The sequence below is a fragment of the Paenibacillus glacialis genome, from assembly GCF_001637205.1.
GTDB lineage: Bacteria > Bacillota > Bacilli > Paenibacillales > Paenibacillaceae > Paenibacillus_AQ > Paenibacillus_AQ glacialis.
In genome coordinates, this window is record NZ_LVJH01000029.1 from 167,502 (window position 1) to 185,509 (window position 18,008).

At 39.5% G+C, this 18,008-nt stretch carries 14 protein-coding genes; 8 read left to right on the plus strand and 6 right to left on the minus strand.

Annotation, left to right across the window (positions count from 1 at the left end; all coding sequences use genetic code 11):
• Positions 1-71 precede the first annotated feature (71 nt).
• From PGLA_RS16795 to PGLA_RS16825, 7 genes are all read left to right on the plus strand, one after another.
• Positions 72-1,790, plus strand: a complete 1,719-nt coding sequence (locus PGLA_RS16795) for an alkaline phosphatase (protein ID WP_068534901.1) — start codon at positions 72-74, stop codon at positions 1,788-1,790.
• Positions 1,791-2,040: 250 nt separating this feature from the next.
• Positions 2,041-2,733, plus strand: a complete 693-nt coding sequence (locus PGLA_RS16800; RefSeq protein WP_068534904.1) for a response regulator transcription factor — start codon at positions 2,041-2,043, stop codon at positions 2,731-2,733.
• 4 nt (positions 2,734-2,737) lie between these two features.
• Positions 2,738-3,646, plus strand: a complete 909-nt coding sequence (locus tag PGLA_RS16805; protein WP_145939584.1) for a sensor histidine kinase — start codon at positions 2,738-2,740, stop codon at positions 3,644-3,646.
• 106 nt (positions 3,647-3,752) lie between these two features.
• Complete coding sequence (locus PGLA_RS16810; RefSeq protein WP_068534910.1) at positions 3,753-4,430, plus strand: ABC transporter ATP-binding protein; 678 nt, start codon at positions 3,753-3,755, stop codon at positions 4,428-4,430.
• Positions 4,427-6,895 (plus strand): ABC transporter permease, encoded by a 2,469-nt coding sequence (locus PGLA_RS16815; protein ID WP_068534913.1) that lies wholly within the window; start codon positions 4,427-4,429, stop codon positions 6,893-6,895. Before PGLA_RS16810 ends, PGLA_RS16815 begins: the two co-directional genes overlap by 4 nt.
• A gap of 247 nt (positions 6,896-7,142) precedes the next feature.
• On the plus strand, positions 7,143-7,484 hold the full coding sequence (locus PGLA_RS16820) for a cupin domain-containing protein (protein ID WP_068534916.1): 342 nt from the start codon (positions 7,143-7,145) through the stop codon (positions 7,482-7,484).
• A 193-nt stretch (positions 7,485-7,677) separates the two neighbouring features.
• Positions 7,678-8,406 (plus strand): AAA family ATPase, encoded by a 729-nt coding sequence (locus PGLA_RS16825; RefSeq protein WP_068534919.1) that lies wholly within the window; start codon positions 7,678-7,680, stop codon positions 8,404-8,406.
• Between the two features lie 98 nt (positions 8,407-8,504).
• Here the strand turns inward: PGLA_RS16825 and PGLA_RS16830 are convergent, their stop codons facing one another.
• The 6 genes from PGLA_RS16830 to PGLA_RS16855 all read right to left on the minus strand — a co-directional run bounded on the left by PGLA_RS16830 (position 8,505) and on the right by PGLA_RS16855 (position 15,789).
• On the minus strand, positions 8,505-10,880 hold the full coding sequence (locus PGLA_RS16830) for a YcdB/YcdC domain-containing protein (protein ID WP_068534922.1): 2,376 nt from the start codon (positions 10,878-10,880) through the stop codon (positions 8,505-8,507).
• A 231-nt stretch (positions 10,881-11,111) separates the two neighbouring features.
• The gene (locus tag PGLA_RS16835) at positions 11,112-11,849 is read right to left on the minus strand and encodes a YheC/YheD family protein (protein WP_068534923.1); all 738 of its coding nucleotides are present in this window, start codon (positions 11,847-11,849) and stop codon (positions 11,112-11,114) included.
• Positions 11,830-12,978, minus strand: coding sequence for a 2-aminoethylphosphonate aminotransferase (locus PGLA_RS16840; RefSeq protein ID WP_068534926.1), 1,149 nt, complete (start codon positions 12,976-12,978; stop codon positions 11,830-11,832). The genes PGLA_RS16835 and PGLA_RS16840 overlap by 20 nt, the downstream gene beginning before the upstream one ends.
• A gap of 14 nt (positions 12,979-12,992) precedes the next feature.
• Entirely contained in the window at positions 12,993-14,138 is a 1,146-nt protein-coding gene (aepY, locus tag PGLA_RS16845; RefSeq protein WP_211269567.1) for a phosphonopyruvate decarboxylase, read from the minus strand.
• Entirely contained in the window at positions 14,135-15,034 is a 900-nt protein-coding gene (aepX, locus tag PGLA_RS16850; protein ID WP_068534929.1) for a phosphoenolpyruvate mutase, read from the minus strand. The genes aepY and aepX overlap by 4 nt, the downstream gene beginning before the upstream one ends.
• Positions 15,035-15,039: 5 nt before the next feature.
• Positions 15,040-15,789 (minus strand): YheC/YheD family protein, encoded by a 750-nt coding sequence (locus PGLA_RS16855; RefSeq protein ID WP_068534932.1) that lies wholly within the window; start codon positions 15,787-15,789, stop codon positions 15,040-15,042.
• Positions 15,790-16,123: 334 nt separating this feature from the next.
• On the opposite strand from PGLA_RS16855, the gene PGLA_RS16860 reads away from it, so the two are divergent.
• Positions 16,124-17,818 (plus strand): M3 family oligoendopeptidase, encoded by a 1,695-nt coding sequence (locus tag PGLA_RS16860; RefSeq protein ID WP_068534935.1) that lies wholly within the window; start codon positions 16,124-16,126, stop codon positions 17,816-17,818.
• Positions 17,819-18,008 lie beyond the last annotated feature (190 nt).

An 18,008-nucleotide genomic window follows, 5' to 3' on the forward strand; every position in this document is an offset into this window, starting at 1 on the left:
TTGTAATTCACATTGTGATAATCATTAGCGACTAAAATCGGCTTAGCAACATATATTTAGGAGGCGAAAAAATGAATCGGATGTTTAAGCGTTTGGTTGTTAGTGGATTGGTTCTTTCGATAGTTGGAACAACTTCTTTGGTGATTGATCAACAACAAACTACCGTTCATGCAGCTAGTAAGTCTACGTCTAAGAACTTAATTGTGTTGATTGGGGACGGTATGGGACCAGCACAAGTCGCAGCAACGCGATACTACCAGCAATATGTAAAAGGACAAAAGCATCTGAATCTAGATCCTTATTACGTGGGTCAAGCAACTACATATGCTGACCGAGGAGAAGAAGCTGGAGTAATCGTCTCTGGTATCGTAACGGATTCTGCTTCTGCAGGAACTGCGTTCGCAACAGGTCATAAAACATATAATGCTGGTATAAGTGTGTCTAACGAGGATGTATCTAAACCGTTTGCATCCGTGATTGAAGCTGCAGAACACAGTGGGAAGGCTACCGGACTCGTAACGACTGCACGAATTACACATGCTACACCAGCTGTATATGCATCACATGTACGTAGCCGTGATAATGAATCTGCGATCGCATCTCAATATTTGACGAGTGGCGTGGATGTGTTGTTCGGAGGAGGACTTAATTTCTTCGTAACTAAAGATGAAAAAGGAAAACGTACAGACAAGAATATCCTTCCGGACTTTGAGGCGAAGGGATATAAAGTAGTAAAAAATGCGAAAGATTTGAAGGCGATATCATCTAAAAATTCAAAAGTGCTTGGATTGTTCGGAAGTTCGCATATTGATTATGTACCAGACCGGACAGCGGATACACCGAGTTTAGCTACTATGACGTCTAAAGCGATAGAAATATTATCTGCGGACAAAAATGGCTTCGCCATGATGATTGAAGGTGGACGTATTGATCATGCAGGTCATGCCAACGATTTGCCGACGCTGGTTCAAGAAGCACTTGATTTCGATGCTGCTTTCAAAGTTGTACTCGATTTCGCTAAAAAGGATGGCAATACTTCCATTGTGGTTACTGCCGATCATGAAACAGGTGGCTTATCCTTATCACGTGATGATATTTATGAAGTTAATATCGACTTGTGGAATAAGCAAAAACATTCCTCAGAGAACATAGCGAAGGCATTAGCTGGAGCCACAACGATCGCTGACATCAAAACAATCGTGTCAGGCAATACATGGATCACTGATCTTTCAGATGAAGAAGCTCAAGTTATTTTGGATGGAGATGGATCTTCTTATAAACGTGAAGGGGCTTATAATGCAGTGATCTCTAAACGGTTATTGGTTGGTTGGTCAGGACACGGACATTCCGCAGTGGATGTAGGCGTATGGGCATATGGTCCAATCGCTGATAAAGTAAAAGGCCAAATTGACAATACACAAATAGCAATTGCTAGTGCAACCAGCATTGGTGTTGACCTGAACAAGGTAACAACAGATCTACAATCGAAATACCTGTATCCTAAATTTAAAATGAGTGAAGCTAAAGAAGTTCTTGTCCCTGCTAAGTCATTGATTACTGCACTTGGGGGTACTTATACTTCTAGCAATGGTAAGGCTAAACTTTCTTTTCAAAAGAATACGATTGAAATTGATTTAAGCACCAACTCCACGAAATGGAATGGTACAGCAGCTTCTTATAAGGCAGAAGTTGATAAAGAAACGCTATATTTACCTCTAGCTGCATTTACTAAACTCACTGGGAAAAAACTGCAATGGGATACGTTATCCGAACGGATTTTATTGAAGTAAAAGTATGATGCCAGACTAAGTAATACGACGCAAGAAGAAACAGAAAGAAAGTAGAAGCAGGACGACGAAAGACAAAGGAACAGGAGAAATCATTCTCCTGTTCCTTTTCTAATTGATGATACAACAGACGACAAGGTTATTGTAGTTGACGGATTGTCCATTCTGGAAAAGGTGAGGTTTGACATTTCGTCATATTAAAATGTGTAATAGAAGCAATATAATGAAGTTATATGCCGAAGGAGGTGGAGTCATGCCAAATATATTAATTGTAGAAGATGATATGGCTTTGAATAATGGCATTGTTTTAACTTTAAAACAGGATAATTTTGTGTTTATGCAAGCTTTAACTGTGAAACAGGCAAAGGAACAATTAGATACGAATCAAGTAGATTTAATTATATTGGATATCAACTTACCTGATGGCAACGGGTGTGACCTCTGCCAAGACATTCGTAAGACATCTGCAGTTCCTATCATATTCTTAACCGCAAATGACATGGAGTTGGATGTGGTAACGGGCTTGGGGTTAGGTGGAGACGACTACATAACGAAACCATTCAGTCTAATGATTCTACGAGCGAGGGTATCTACTATTTTGCGAAGAGCTGTCAAATCATTGGCGGACAAGGTTGTCATTGATGACTTTGTGTTTGATTTTGAAAATATGAAGTTTTATAAAAATAAGAATGAGATTGTACTTAGTAAAACTGAACAAAGATTATTAAAAGTACTGATCATGAACAAGGGTATAGTTCTTTCGCGTGCTAATCTTGTTGATAAAATCTGGACAGAGGACTCAGAATATGTAGATGAGAATGCCCTATCGGTTACGATTAGTCGTCTGAGAAACAAATTAGAGGAGTACCCTTCCAAGCCCCAATACATTCAAATGGTGTATGGACTAGGGTACACATGGGCGGTGGAACAAGATAAACACAACTAATCTAATGGTGAGTGTCGTAGCTATGGTTGTCTTAGTATTCGCTTTCCTATCGGTTCTCTATATGCGTCACAGAGAAAAAACTACGATTCAAAGAATGAATGAGCTATTAGACAGCGCAATAAACAATACGTTCTCTGAACCTACTTATGATGAAACGATGATATCTGCGTTAGAAAGTAAGTTGAGTCGCTTCTTGACGTTGTCTAAATCTTCTGAAAGTAATATCGCAGAGGAAAGAAACAGAATTAAAGCCTTGGTATCGGACATCTCGCATCAGACGAAAACACCTATTTCAAACATCATGATGTATGCTCAGCTGTTACAGGAGCAGGGAGAGTTGTCAGAGCAGTCAAAGAGTTGTGTGGAAGAAATTACAATACAGTCAGAGAAACTGAGCTTTCTGATTCAAGCCCTAGTGAGAACTTCACGACTCGAAACAGGCCTAATTACAGTCAATCCAATGCAATCATCGGTTGCAGTGTTATTAATGAATGCAGTGGATGCTGTTACCAAAAAGGCTGAAGAGAACCAAATTACTGTAAATGTAACATGTGATCACAATCTACAAGCTTTTTTTGATCCCAAGTGGACGGAGGAAGCGATTTATAACATCTTGGATAATGGGGTGAAATATACCCGAGCGGGAGGACATATTTGGATATCGGCAGTCGCTTACGAGCTGTTTACTCGCATTGATATTGAAGACAATGGCATTGGGATAGAAGAACAGGATATAAACAATATCTTCAAAAGATTTTACCGATCTGTACATGTCAATCCATATGAGGGTGTAGGGATAGGGCTCTATCTAACAAGAGAAATTGTCTCTGTAGAAGGTGGATATATCAAGGTGAAATCTGAGCTGGGGAAGGGGACGGTCTTTTCAGTGTTTCTCCCGAACGGCTTAGTGTAATTTGAAATCTTTCAATACTGTTAGATTTGAGAAAGAGCCTCGAAAGATTTGGATGTTAAAGTCTATGCAGAAGAGGTATAGACTTTTTTTGTGGAGGTATGATCGAATGATTATTTTGGAGACAAGAAACTTAACCAAGCTGTACGGTAGGGAACCGAATATGGTAAAGGCTTTAAATGGAATTAATCTGACCATACACAATGGGGAGTTTGTGGCGGTTGTGGGCACTTCTGGTAGTGGTAAATCAACGTTGTTACATATGTTAGGCGGTTTGGACAGGCCGACTTCAGGACACGTTATTGTCAATGGGAAAGAGATTTTTGGTTTGAAAGATAATGAGTTGACCATATTTAGACGAAGAAATATTGGATTTATATTTCAAAGTTATAACCTTGTACCCGTATTAAATGTTTACGAGAATATCACATTACCCATTGAGTTGGATGGTAATAATATAGATAAAGCCTATGTGGATACAATTATTGAAGTTCTTGGGCTAGAATCCAAGCTCACTAATCTGCCAAGTCAGCTGTCTGGTGGACAACAACAGAGGGTAGCCATCGCACGTGCGCTAGCTACTAAACCGGCGATCATACTTGCGGACGAGCCTACAGGTAACCTCGACAGCAAAACTAGTCAGGATGTCTTAGGTCTAATCAAGGTGACTAGCCAACAATTTAACCAGACGATTGTGATGATTACACATAATGAGGAGATTGCACAGTTGGCGGACCGCAGTATTCACATTGAAGATGGCGAAATTGTTGTTGGTGTGAAGGGATGATAAAAGTCGCTAATCACAAAGTCATCAATCGGTTGGTATTCAAAAGCTTTAAAGCGAACAGAACTAGAAACTGGATTGCGATTATTGCCATTGCGCTTACGACTATTTTATTCACCACATTGTTTACGATTAGTTATGGATTAGTGAATACCTTTCAAACAGAAACGATGCGTCAATCAGGTGGTGGTGCTCATGCTAGTCTGAAATATCTTTCTGAAGAGCAGTATCAGAAGTTGAAGAATCATCCGCTTATCAAGGATATTGGAAGAACTATTTTTGTGAATATGGCAGATAATAAAGAATTTCTTAAACGTCATACTGAAATCGCCTATGCCGATAGTGTTGCTATGAAGCTAGGATTCAATACCCCAACCACGGGTGAAATACCGATTGAACCAAATGAAATCATTGCTGATACAGTGACATTGGATTTACTGGGTGTTCCTCATAAGATTGAGGAAAAGGTGACGTTGGAGTATAGCATTAAGGGAGAGAAACGTTCACGTGATTTTGTGGTAACAGGTTTTTATGAGGGTGATCCTACATTTGCGGCGGGATTGGTCTTTGTTTCTCGATCCTTTATTGATGCAGAACTCGCCAACATAGAGCCGAATTATTACAAGAACTTTGATTTGACCGGTACGATACGCGCAGATATTATGTTTAGAAATAGCTTGAATATTGAGCAGAATATCCAAAAAGTTATTACAGATAGCGGGTATAGTCTTATAGAGAGTGATGCCAATTATATAGCATACGGTGTCAACTGGGCGTATATGTCCACAAATTTTGGCTGGGATGCTCAAACCATAATTAGCTTCATGATCGGAGCGATTCTAATTATTCTCACTGGTTATCTGATCATCTACAATATTTTTCAGATATCCGTCATTAAAGATATTCGTTTTTATGGTCTATTAAAAACGATCGGTACGACGCCTAAGCAGATAAAACGAATTATTAGTAGGCAGGCATTTATCCTCTCAATCATAGGTATACCCTTAGGTATTATCATCGGATATGTACTAGGCAATACGCTTCTTCCCTTGGTAGTTAATATATCCAGTTATGGTGGAAAGACCAGCGCTTCAGCAAGTCCTATGATATTCATTGGATCTATTGTGTTCTCTCTAATCACAGTATATATCAGTTGTCGGAAGCCAGGAAAGATCGCGGCATCGGTCTCACCTGTAGAGGCGGTACGATTTAGTGGTGTATCCTTGAGAACAAAACGTATAATGAAGAAATCTACCGATGGTGGTAAATTGTACAAAATGGCTCTTTCTAACCTTGGTAGAAATAGAAAAAGAACGATTATAGTAGTCATTTCGATGTCACTCAGTCTAATTTTACTTAATTCAATATTTACGATCTCTAAAGGGTTGGATATGGATAAGTTCGTCAGTAACTTTGTTAAAACAGATTTCCTAATTGGGCACGCCAACTATTTCAATACACTTAATGGTTTTCGGTTTGAGGAGGATGCTATAAGCGAAAGCTTTATTAAAGAGGTCAGTGCTAAAGAAGGCTTTAAAGATGGGGGTAGATTGTATTACAACATCCATGAGGGAACGATATTAGATAACAATAAAGAGGAACTTTTACAGTTATTTGGATTGGAAGACTTCCCGCTTAATCAATTAGAAATTGTAGAAGGAGAGTTCCATATTGCTAAATTCAAGTCTGGTAAATATATCATTGAGGGATTATCAGATGATGATAATGGCAATATCTATTGGAATAAATCACACTACGATATTGGTGAGAAGGTTAAGATAACTACCGAAAGTGGGGTCCATGAATATGAGGTCATGGCAAAAACAAGAATGGGTCTAAATAATCATGTACGCTCTTGGGGAGATTATGGGTTCTATCTTCCTGCGAAGGAGTTCACGTCGATCGTGCTGAACCCGACGGTTATGAGTTATCAATTCAATGTGGAAGAGATCTACTTGTCCGACATGAATGCGTTTGTTAAGAGTTATACGGAAAATGTGGAACCTGCTATGGATTACGAATCTAAAGATTTATTTGTGGGAGAATTCAAAAAAATGCAGAATACGCTGTTGACGGTTGGTGGCGTGTTAAGTCTTATAATTGGTTTAATTGGTATTCTGAACTTTATCAATTCGATTCTCACCAGCATTATTGCTAGACGGCAGGAATTTGCGATGCTTCAAAGTATAGGGATGACGGATAAGCAGTTGAACAAACTACTGATATTTGAAAGTTTATTCTATGCTCTAGCTACCATAGTCATTTCACTAACGTTCGGAGTTTTATTCTCTTATTTCATCATTAACGGTATCGTCAGTAATTTGTGGTTCTTCAGCTATTCATTTGTTATTTCACCACTTCTGTTGTCCTATCCCGTATTACTTATTGTGTCTGTTATCATTCCATTTGTTGTTTATCATGGTGTGAACAAGCATACGATTGTGGAAAGGTTGAGGGAGTTAGATTAGAGAGAATAGATTACTTTAGTGATCTCCATAGATTGGAGTAAGATACGAAGTACGGTTAATCCGTACTTCATTTTTTTGTGTGAAGTAATAAGTCGGACATAAAGATTGACTAGTTGAGAAAGATTCTCATGAATCGTGATTTCAATCACAAGTCAATCTTCATATCTTCTTTAAGATGAATTTAAGACCTTAACTAGCATTTGAATGAGATCAATACATTGAACTAATAAAATAGGAGGTTTATATAATGGAAAAGAAAGAGTTACAAACAGTCAAAGACTATAATCAGGACAAATTCACCAAACGGATTCTGTTTAAAAGTGGGGAGAGTGTTGTCTTTGTACTAAACTTTATGCCTGGACAAGAACTACCTACACACCAACATCCAGGAACAGCATTATTTATCCTTGTACTTGATGGAAGCGGGACTGTAACGATAGATGGAGAAGAATCTGTCTTAATTAAGGATGATGTTATTTCTTGTGAAGGAGACGAGCATTTTTCTTTCAAAAATACTGGAGTCACTCCGACAAGTCTCTATGTCGTGCTTAGTAAAATTCCAAATGATAAATATGCTCAGGATATATAAGAAGCTAAAATAACTGTGGAAAATAGGACATCTATTAGTCAAATCTGACTAAGGGATGTCCTTTGATCGTATTATTAATGATATAAAGTGATCTCAGTCATAATGTGATTAATTCTGTGGCGAAGTATCATGTATAATGGATGTAATCTTGGAAATGACAAGAATAAATATGGAATACCGATGAGGAGAAATGATGTTCCTTCGTAGTGTTGAATTATTAAGAGAAAAGATAACACAAGATGATCAGAATCAATATCCATTCTCGATTCCCACAATTCAATCTTTGGATGTTATTAAATTGACGAGTAACGTAACTTTTTTCGTTGGGGAGAATGGTTCGGGTAAATCTACGTTACTTGAGGCGATGGCCTATCAATGTGGGTTTAATACTGCTGGAGGTGGCAGGAACAACAACTATAACCTTGAGGCTTCAGAATCTGCATTAGGTGAGCACATTCGATTGTCATGGTTACCCAAAATAACGAATGGTTTCTTCCTGAGGGCAGAATCGTATTATAACTTTGCTACACATATCGACTCCATCGATGGACAGCGATACTATGGAGGACGATCTTTACATGAACAATCCCATGGAGAGTCCTTTTTGAGTTTATTTGTTAATCGATTTAGTGGAAAAGGAATTTATCTACTGGATGAGCCAGAAGCGGCATTGTCCCCCGCAAGACAACTCGCATTTCTTAGAGTATTATACGATCTACAAGATACATCACAGTTTATTATTGCAACACACTCTCCCATTATTTTGGGGTTCCCCGATGCACAAATTCTTAGCTTCGATCATTCACGAATACGAGAGGTTCAATATGAGGAGACAGAGCATTATCAGCTCACTAGAAGATTCCTTGAGAATAAGAAACAATATTTGAATGAGTTATTTGCTGAGCGTGAAGATGACATCTAGATTAAAATGAGAACAATGGATAGAGAAGTAGATCATTCGTCTACTTCTCTATCCATTGTTTGTTAGGCCTATAAACATTGGTTTACTATGGAACGTTACTATTGACCAATTGTTTGATCAGTCTTACCTTGAATCTCAACAAGCTTCATAATGACAGTTGCAGCTTGTGCTTTCGTGACCTTCTGTTGTGGATTGAATTTACCGTTCTCACCTTCCATTAACCCAAGATGGATGACAGTCGCGACAGCACCTTTATTATTGATATCTTTGGCGTCACTGAATTGGTTAACAGTTGTATCTTTACTCAGGTAAGTCGACAATTTACTATAGTTCACAACGGAAGTCAGAAGAACCGCTAGTTGTTCTCGGGTCAGTTCGTTCTTAGCTTGGAATGTAGTGTCGTTCTTAATCCATGTTCGTTCGACTGCATAGTTTACAATATTATAAATAGGATCTTCCGGATTAACACCGGCTACTGGCTTGCGTTCTAGATTATTATAAATCTCGTAATAAGGTGTTATCGACTTAACGATCATAGATAACCAATCGCTCTCAGTTATTACTGCATCGGGCTTTAATATCCCAGTTGCATCAGGCGTCAGAACACCATATTCAACTAGCGTGGTAAGTGCTTTTTCTGCTAAGTGATCTTTAATATCTGTTGGAGTGATTCTGGAACCAATTTGTCCTGATGTATCATAGGGAGATACCCAGTTACCAGAGACAGCATCAAGGACTTGATAAGATTTAGTGATGTCGATTGGCGTAGGCGTATAGACAAGTCGCATCTCCACTTTCGAATTCATATTGTCAATGTAGTTGCTTCCACCGAAACGTGAGTATTGCAGCTTCAGTTTTTTATATTGTTCTCGATAAGCTTCTAATGCTTCAGCTTTGGTAACTTTGAGGACAGGGGTGTCTTTTAGTTTCTCTAATCCTGTTGAACGATTTGCATAATAGGATTGTAGTCTACCGTAAATATCGAAGCTAATAGTTAAAGTTTCACTTACCGGAGTTCCTTTGTAAAAACGTTGAAACTCATATTGATATTGGTTACTTTCAGCGAGGAAATTCCAGGCGTCTTCATGGTTGATTATTTTTAATTCGCTGCTTGCATTAGGATATAAACGGTTAATGAGGTCAATGGCTCGTTGTTTGGCTGATTCTTTCGATAGTTTGGTAAGCCCACTTGGGATAGATACATCTTTGATGGAAGTGGTAGTCCTAAAAGAGTCAACCCGGAATTGTAATATTTCACCGGTATCAGCATCAATATCAGCAGATGATTGCTCAGGGAAGATAGATTGAGGAGCATTACCAGTATTATTTCCCCAATTTAAATTCCATGATTGTTGCTTAGGATTCATATAATTGGGATGTAAATTTGTATTAAGTAATGTATGCTCTTTGGGTAACATAGCTACTTCCTGTACAAGTTTGGCGGCTTCTTCAGCAGAAAGCTGATCCTTTGCATTACGAGGTTTAAACTTATTCTTAGTTGAAGGTACTTCCGAATAAGTGACAGGTGAGTTAGAGATAGCTGTACCCTCATAGGAAATTCTCTTACCCGTGAGCGCATCGATGGAGTACATTGAATATTCTAAGGGACGGTAACCCAAAACCCAGTCTGTTGACGGTCCATTCTTAATAATTGGAATATAATATAGACCAACATCTAAGTCTGCGGTGAATTGTTTATCTGCTTCGGATTGAGTAATCGTTGCTTTTGAAGAGGGATACTTCAGAATATCTGAAGGTTTGCTAAATTGAACAACATTTCCATTGGCGTCAACGGTTACAGTAATGGCGTCCGATTGAGAAGGGATTCCGTTCTTCAATGTTGTGAAGGAGAATGAATATTGTACAGGTCCGAAGAGAGTTCGATTCTCTATGTTATTAATATCATCGTCCAATTGAAGGTCCTTTACGGATATAGATGTAGCGGCTTTTGTAATAAAAGCTGTTGCTTCTTTAAGGGCTTGCTCTTTAGAAAACTTGGGAGGATAGTAGGCTACGTTCTCATCGATCGGGAATGAGAGGTATGTACTAATTAGATCCCCTGTCATTGCATCTACATAAGAATTAAATCCGTTACTTGTATTTCCAGTCTGATAGTTCCACTGAATATCCCAGACCATTTGATTATTTGAGGCAGGGAAGGAATGGTTATTCGCGAAGCTGACACTAGACGGTGTGGCATCCTTAAGGATGGGGAATAAGGATTTAACCTTAGTAATGGCTTCTTCTTTCGTGAATTTAGCCTTGGTGGGATCTGAAGTCACAGACCCAGGTATTGGAATTTGTCCTGATGCGATGGCTAATTTTACTCGATCCGGTACGACCGTTTCAGAGTGAAATGAACCGCCGTTATCTGCAAACACAAAGCTCTGAGGTAAGAGAAGTGAACAGGTCATAGCACTTACAAGTGCTACTTTAGATACGCGATAGTACGAACGACTAGTTCCGTTTACCAAAATATATCATCCTTTCAAAGTGAAATCTTCCAATTCATTGTAATTCATATTGGTTAATAGTTCTAATTTTATTACAGTTCCTTGATATGTATATTGTAAATTTATAAATTCATGCGTGAAGGATGAGTACATCATTAAAAACAGGGAAGCTAACCAAAGCTCCCCTGTTTTTGCATTTTTCATATGTTATTGTTCTTACGTTAGTTCTGGAAATGGAGCGCCTTTTTCCTATCACCCTCTTATATAAGAGGAGATTCGACGATACATGCTCTTGTCTTTGAGCATCCGGAAGTGGGATCTAGATGGAAATAGGTTGGCTTCGATAATCCAGACATGACCCTCTTGATCCAATCCGATATCCAACCCGTAGATGCGATGTCCTAAGAATAAGCGGTCCAACCGCTTGACGGATCGAATTGCTACACGTTTGATTTTGTGTTTTAACATGGTTTTGGACATGTCTCTGAGCGATGATTCCGAAAGTGCTGAACTTACCCGCATTAGTTTCCCGTTGCTTCTTTCAATATTGGATACGATGTAACCATGGCCGACCACCTTGGCCACCTTACCTGTAACTTTCCATGTACTATGGTGTCGTCTACGCTGTACGATCACCCGCATATCAAAGGGACGTCCATGAACTGTGGCACGAGTAATCAGACGTTGCACCATATATCTGTGATATCTGACGTGCTCCTTTAGGTATCTATAAGCAGCATTCAGACCAGTAAATTGAAGTTGTCTATTCTCAATATGGATCTCGTAGAGATCTTCACCTAAATTGGTTATTTGATAAACACCACGTCCCCGACTGCCACCAATCGGTTTTACGATAACTTGACCGTATTTGTCCATCATTCTAAGAAAATTATGGTGTGAGAATTGTTTTGTGCGTGGAAGGTAGGGAATCAATGAAGAGGAATGTTCCAAATACTTATATTTAAGCCATTTATTCTTGCTTAGATTCATAGGTAATAACCGCCTCTCGTAGAGGGAATCCGATATCCCGCAAATAGATTTCAAGTAGAACTAAGAATGCTTCAATATCGTGATGAGTGATATCACCGATATTCGCTATTCTGAAAGTATTTAATTTCTCGACTTTTCCGGGATAAATCGTAAATCCCTTATTGTAAAAAAAATCGTGCATCTTCTGGAAATCGTATCCGTCGCAAATGGGTTCGATAATGGAAGTGAGCAATTTGGAATGATGTTCTTTGGCAACGATATGATTCAATCCCAATCGATGTATACCCTGGGTTAACGATTCCCATGATTGAGTATACCTTGTATATCGTTGCTCAATCCCCTCGAGCATGAATTCGTTAATGGCTTGTCGGAGAGCGTAAAGAGTCTGAATGGGAGCGGTGAATCGCATCTGATTGTGTTGAAGGAAGTACTTATATTGATCATACAGATTCAAGTAATAACTTCTCCGACGAACATGTTGGAGACCCTCAAATTTCTGTTTGTGGGCAATAACAAAAGATACACCAGGGAGTCCTTGAATATTCTTGTTGGAGCTAGCAATCATATAACTAATCTTCATATCTTCCATTTGAATAGGAACCGCACCAAATGAACTTATGGCATCTACGATCAATTCAACCTTGTAATTATTGCATAACTCGCCTATGGCTTTAACATCGTTTAGTAAACCTGTAGTTGTCTCATGATGAACGACAATAAGGTGGGAAATTGGATTGAGGGTGCGGTTCAATATTTGTTCTAGAGCGACTAAATCCACTGGATTATCTGGAGGACTTACAAATTCAATGAAATGTAATCCATATACTTCAGCGATTTCACACATGCGTTGTCCATATGCACCATTATTAATGATAACTATCGTATCTTCACCGATGACTGAACTTAGAACGGAGTCCATAGCTGCTGTTCCAGAACCGCCTAATAACACGGCAGTGTATTGTTTCTCGTCCGCTACAATTTTTGTTAAATCGGTAGATATTGATTCCATCAACTGTCCGAACTCAAGCTCACGGGGACAAATATCCGGTACGATTTGAGCAAATTTGACGGTGTCTGTCGTAGTTGCAGGTCCGGGGGTAAGCAGAATATTTCTTTTTACATTTCGCATGATTAATCTTCCCCTTATTGACTTGAGGTACCTGATTTCAAGAATAGCCGTAGTCGGTCCTTGACTTCGTATGGTTTGATATGAGGACGAGCGAGGTCTTTCTTGGAACCCGGAGAAATTTTGAGATGAAGAAAGGTTAAATTTTTCTCTTTCTTCCATTCCATAATGGAGGACTTTAATTGCTCAAGGTTGTGAACATATATGGATTTCGTATAGCCACATGCTGCTGTAATCTCGATGAAGTCAATATTGTCAGACACGGTTTTTTGCCCACCAGTCGAATCATGCGCGTTATTATCTAGTAAAATATGGAGCATATTCGGAGGATTGTAATATCCGTTTGTAGCTAAAGATCCCATTCTCATGAGTAGCGCACCGTCTCCATCAATAACGATAATGTCCTTATCTTTCTTGGATAGCGCCAGTCCGAGCCCAATAGAGCTGATACATCCCATAGAACCCACCATATAGAAGTTTCCAGCGATGTCTTTGATTTCATATAATTCACGCCCGGTCTTTCCAGTTGTGGCAAGCTGCACGGTGTTATTGTCTGTTAGTGATTGAATCGTGGCGAGAGCTTCGTAACGTCTGGGTAACTGATCGGAGGCATTTTTTCTTTGTTTAAATGGATTGGATGCGGGTTTCAGTTCCTGAGTTCGTAGGATTTCCTCTTGAAAGATACCTTTTTTAACGACAAAGAAAAAAGGACGATTTTGTTGGATAACCTGAATTGCTTGTTGTATCTGGTCTTTGGCCTCTGCAATATCTGAAGATAAATAAGCCCAACTTACTTCCATCAGATCCAGTAACCGGGTTGTGATCTGGCCCATCAGTTCATGTTGTGGCTCGTCTGGAATCCCTGGTTCACCGCGAAGACTAACAAACCCAAGTAGGGGAATCCGGAACGTATAATTAAGCGACACTAAGGGAGAGACGGCATTGGCTAGCCCTGAATTTTGCATGAGAACAACGGGGTGTTTTCCAGCCAAATAAGCGCCACTGGCGATGGCTAGTGCATCGCCTTCGTTTGTCGCTCCTACATATTCACAGTCATTAATTGCATAATTGATCAAATTTTTCAGGAAAGAGCAAGGAACCCCTGTATAAAATGCAAATCCCGATTGTTTCAATTCTTCTCCAAACTGCTTGGTATCTATCATAAGGAATCATCTCGAAGTGTGTGTGAAGAAGGAAGATATTTGGCCTCAGCAGTCTTTAATTCTTCTACCTTCTGTAATCTGAATACTTCTTCTACGGTGGCTACGTTGTTCTCCACAGCAAGCAGATTCTCATCTTGGAAAATGGTTTGGGATATTCTCTGCATCGCATCAATGGAAGCTCGCAGATTATGGTTGGCCCAGATGATGGTACTAACCCCGAGCTCTTTAAACAGAGACGTTGGCGTGGAATAATACTTAGTGGGTACGATAATAATGGGGGTTTTACTCTTCCACTCTTTCATGAATAATTCGATTTCCGATGGATCTCGCCTCTTACTGTGTATGAGAATAGCATCCGCTCCGGCACGCTCGTACGCCTCCGCACGTCGTAGCGTCTCTTCGAGACCAAAGCCTGCAATAAAGGATTCAATTCTAGCAACGACCATAAAGTCTTTATCGTCTTGGGTATCCTTCATCGCTTTTAATTTTCCGCAGAACTCATCGATGTCGGCAAGCGGCTGTGTTCCGCTGTCAATAAAGGAATTGGTTTTCGGAAACAGTTTATCTTCGATACATACGCCTGCGATATTTCGTTGCTCTAATTTTTTGACTAATCTTCTTGCATTATTGAAGTTTCCGTAACCTGTATCCCCATCAAGTAATATGGGTATCTTTGTCGCATCACTCATAAATTCAAGCACATCAAGTACTTGTGTCCATGAAGCTTCGTTACTGTCCCTAACGCCTAACGATGATGAAATAGATAGTCCGCTAGCCCAGATGCCTTTAAATCCGGTCTGTTCCACGATTGTCGCAGATAAGCCATTGTGGGCTTCCATTAAATATTCGGTACTCTGAGATTGAAACAGACGCTTTAATTGAGTCGATTTATTCATCGGACCTATCCTTTCTTTATCTTCTTTTTGTTATGCCGTATGGTTCTGAGCATTTCTGAGGAAGGTAGCTTGGTAAATAGTTTGTGCTGAGGCCTTGTATTCGCTTCTATAATCCATATTTGTCCGCTACTTTCTACGGCTAGATCAATGCCAAGCTCGCGAGTATCTTTAAACTTCTTGTTGAGCGTTCTGGCAATCGTTAGTGATATGTTTTTTAAATTTTGAATACATGCATTCATCTTCTCGATGTTTCCTTCAAATAGTGGTAACAGTACTTTTTCTAACGTTGCCGCCGTGCCTCCTTTGGTGTAATTAGTAATGTAATGGTGAGGAGGTGCAATTCGAGCGGCCATGCCAGAAATACCCCACTCAGAGCGAGGTTTCTGCAAATACATGCGAATATCAAATACACGGCCATGATATCGGCCTAAATCTATCCCCTCTTGAACGATATAGTTATTGTACGATCTTTGATACATTCTTAAAGTTCGAGATAAGGTGTGTAGCCCCACACGATCGCGTATCTTACCGTATCTAATCTCATATTCACCGGTAGATGTCTTTCTAATTTTGAGGATGCCAGATCCACCACTACCGCTGTCTGGTTTTAGAAAGACTGTAGAGTGTGAATTAAGCATGTGAAGAGCATCGGAGTGTGTGAGCCATTTGGTTGCTGGTATATGGGGGAGTAGGGAAGGGATTTTGCTTAGAATCTTATGCTTAATCATTTTTCCTTTTATCTTGTAATGTGACATGGATACCACAACCTTCTCAAAGGCCATATCAGCAGTTCAAGACAAACTTCATGATTGCTTATTCTACATTTCGATGTTGTTAGAGTAGGCAATGTATTCATATTAGCCTCCTTCATTTCTTTACTAACCCAATTCTCAATAACATACTATGGAGGTGAGACTAAACCCAAACACTGCATAAGCCTATTTCAAGAAAATGTCTTTCGTCATCCGAATTTAAAATTGGTTTAGAATGTTGGTTATATGTAAGAAGATTGACCATATTTTATGGGATTTCACGTGGAAATTTATTATAATAGAAGTGAAGCTCATAAAGAGAGGATGATAGATACATATGAAATTTAGTGAATATCGTTATGAAAGACCGGATGTACAGGTAGTTGAAGAGCAGTTCAAGTCATTGCTAACTGCATTTAATACAGCAGACAGTTTCGATCAGCAAGATCAGATCATGACATCGATTAACAAATTGCGTAGTGAGGTTGCGACGCAAGGAACATTGGCATCAATCAGACACTCTGTGGACACAAATGATGAATTCTATAAGGCAGAGCAGGATTTCTTCGATGAATTCGGACCCGTCTTTCAGGAATATGAAACAGATTACTATCGTGGGTTAGTCAACTCTAAGTTCAGAGCGGATTTGGAAACCAAATGGGGAAGCCAACTGTTTCAATTGGCAGAACTTTCATTAAAGACATTTAAACCGGAAATCATTGAAGACCTTCAATTGGAAAATAAGCTAACGACGGAATATTCACAGCTTATCGCATCTGCTAAAATCCCATTCGAAGGGGAAGAAAGAACGTTAACTCAGTTGACACCATTTGAGCAATCAACGGATCGTCAAATGAGACGTGCTGCTGCTGAAGCTAGATATACGTTCATGGCTGAGAATGAAGAGCAGTTCGACCGTATTTATGACGACTTGGTTAAAGTACGTACGAAGATTGCAAAGAAACTTGGTTACGCTAATTTCACGGAGCTAGGATATGCCCGTATGAATCGTACGGATTATAATGCAGAAATGGTTGCGAACTTTAGAAATCAAGTTGCGGAATATATCGTTCCAGCGGCTACGAAGTTAAGACAACGTCAGACTCGTCGAATCGATGTTGAACAATTGGCTTTCTATGACGAAGCTTTTAGCTTCAAAAGCGGAAATGCGACACCTAAAGGAGATCCTGATTGGATTCTTGAGAATGGTGTGAAGATGTACCGTGAGCTTTCACCTGAAGTGAACGAATTCTTCACGTTTATGGTTGATAATGAACTAATGGATCTAGTGAGTAAAAAGGGTAAACAAGGCGGGGGATATTGCACCTACTTGAGCGAGAACGGGGCTCCGTTTATCTTCTCCAATTTCAATGGAACATCTGGGGATATTGATGTGCTTACACATGAAGCGGGGCATGCTTTCCAAGTATATGAGAGCCGCCATTATAGCGTTCCTGAATATAACTGGCCTACATTTGAAGCATGTGAGATCCACTCGATGAGTATGGAATTCTTTACATGGCCTTGGATGGATCTGTTCTTTAAGGAAGATGCAGATAAATATCGCTTCAACCATTTAGCTGAATCATTGTTATTTATTCCTTATGGCGTAGCTGTTGATGAATTCCAACATTTCGTATACGATCATCCAGAAGCGACACCAACGGAGCGTAAGAGCGCATGGCGTGCGATTGAGAAGAAGTACTTACCGCATCGTAATTATGAGAATAATCATTATTTGGAGAGCGGTGCGTTCTGGCAGAAGCAAGCCCATATTTTCCAATCCCCATTCTATTATATTGATTATACATTGGCACAAATCTGTGCATTCCAATTCTGGAAGAAGATGAACGAAGATTCCAAATCAGCCTGGGCAGATTATTTGAAGTTATGTCAACAGGGAGGAAGTCAATCCTTCTTGGGCCTTGTGAAAGTAGCTGGTCTAATATCTCCTTTCGAGGATGGTTGTGTAACATCGGTTATCGGTGACATTGAGAGTTGGTTAGACGGGGTAGAGGATGGTAAGCTGTAATATTGGATAAATAGAATTGAATATTTCATTTAAGAAACCACATATGTGAAAAAGCATATGTGGTTTCTTATGATATAACACAATAGTTACATAAGCTTTTCTTGTTGTGGATAGGCTGTGATATTAACAAATGAGGACGACAGTGCTAGACTAGTACTAGACAGAGCTATATAATATGCAATAATCAATA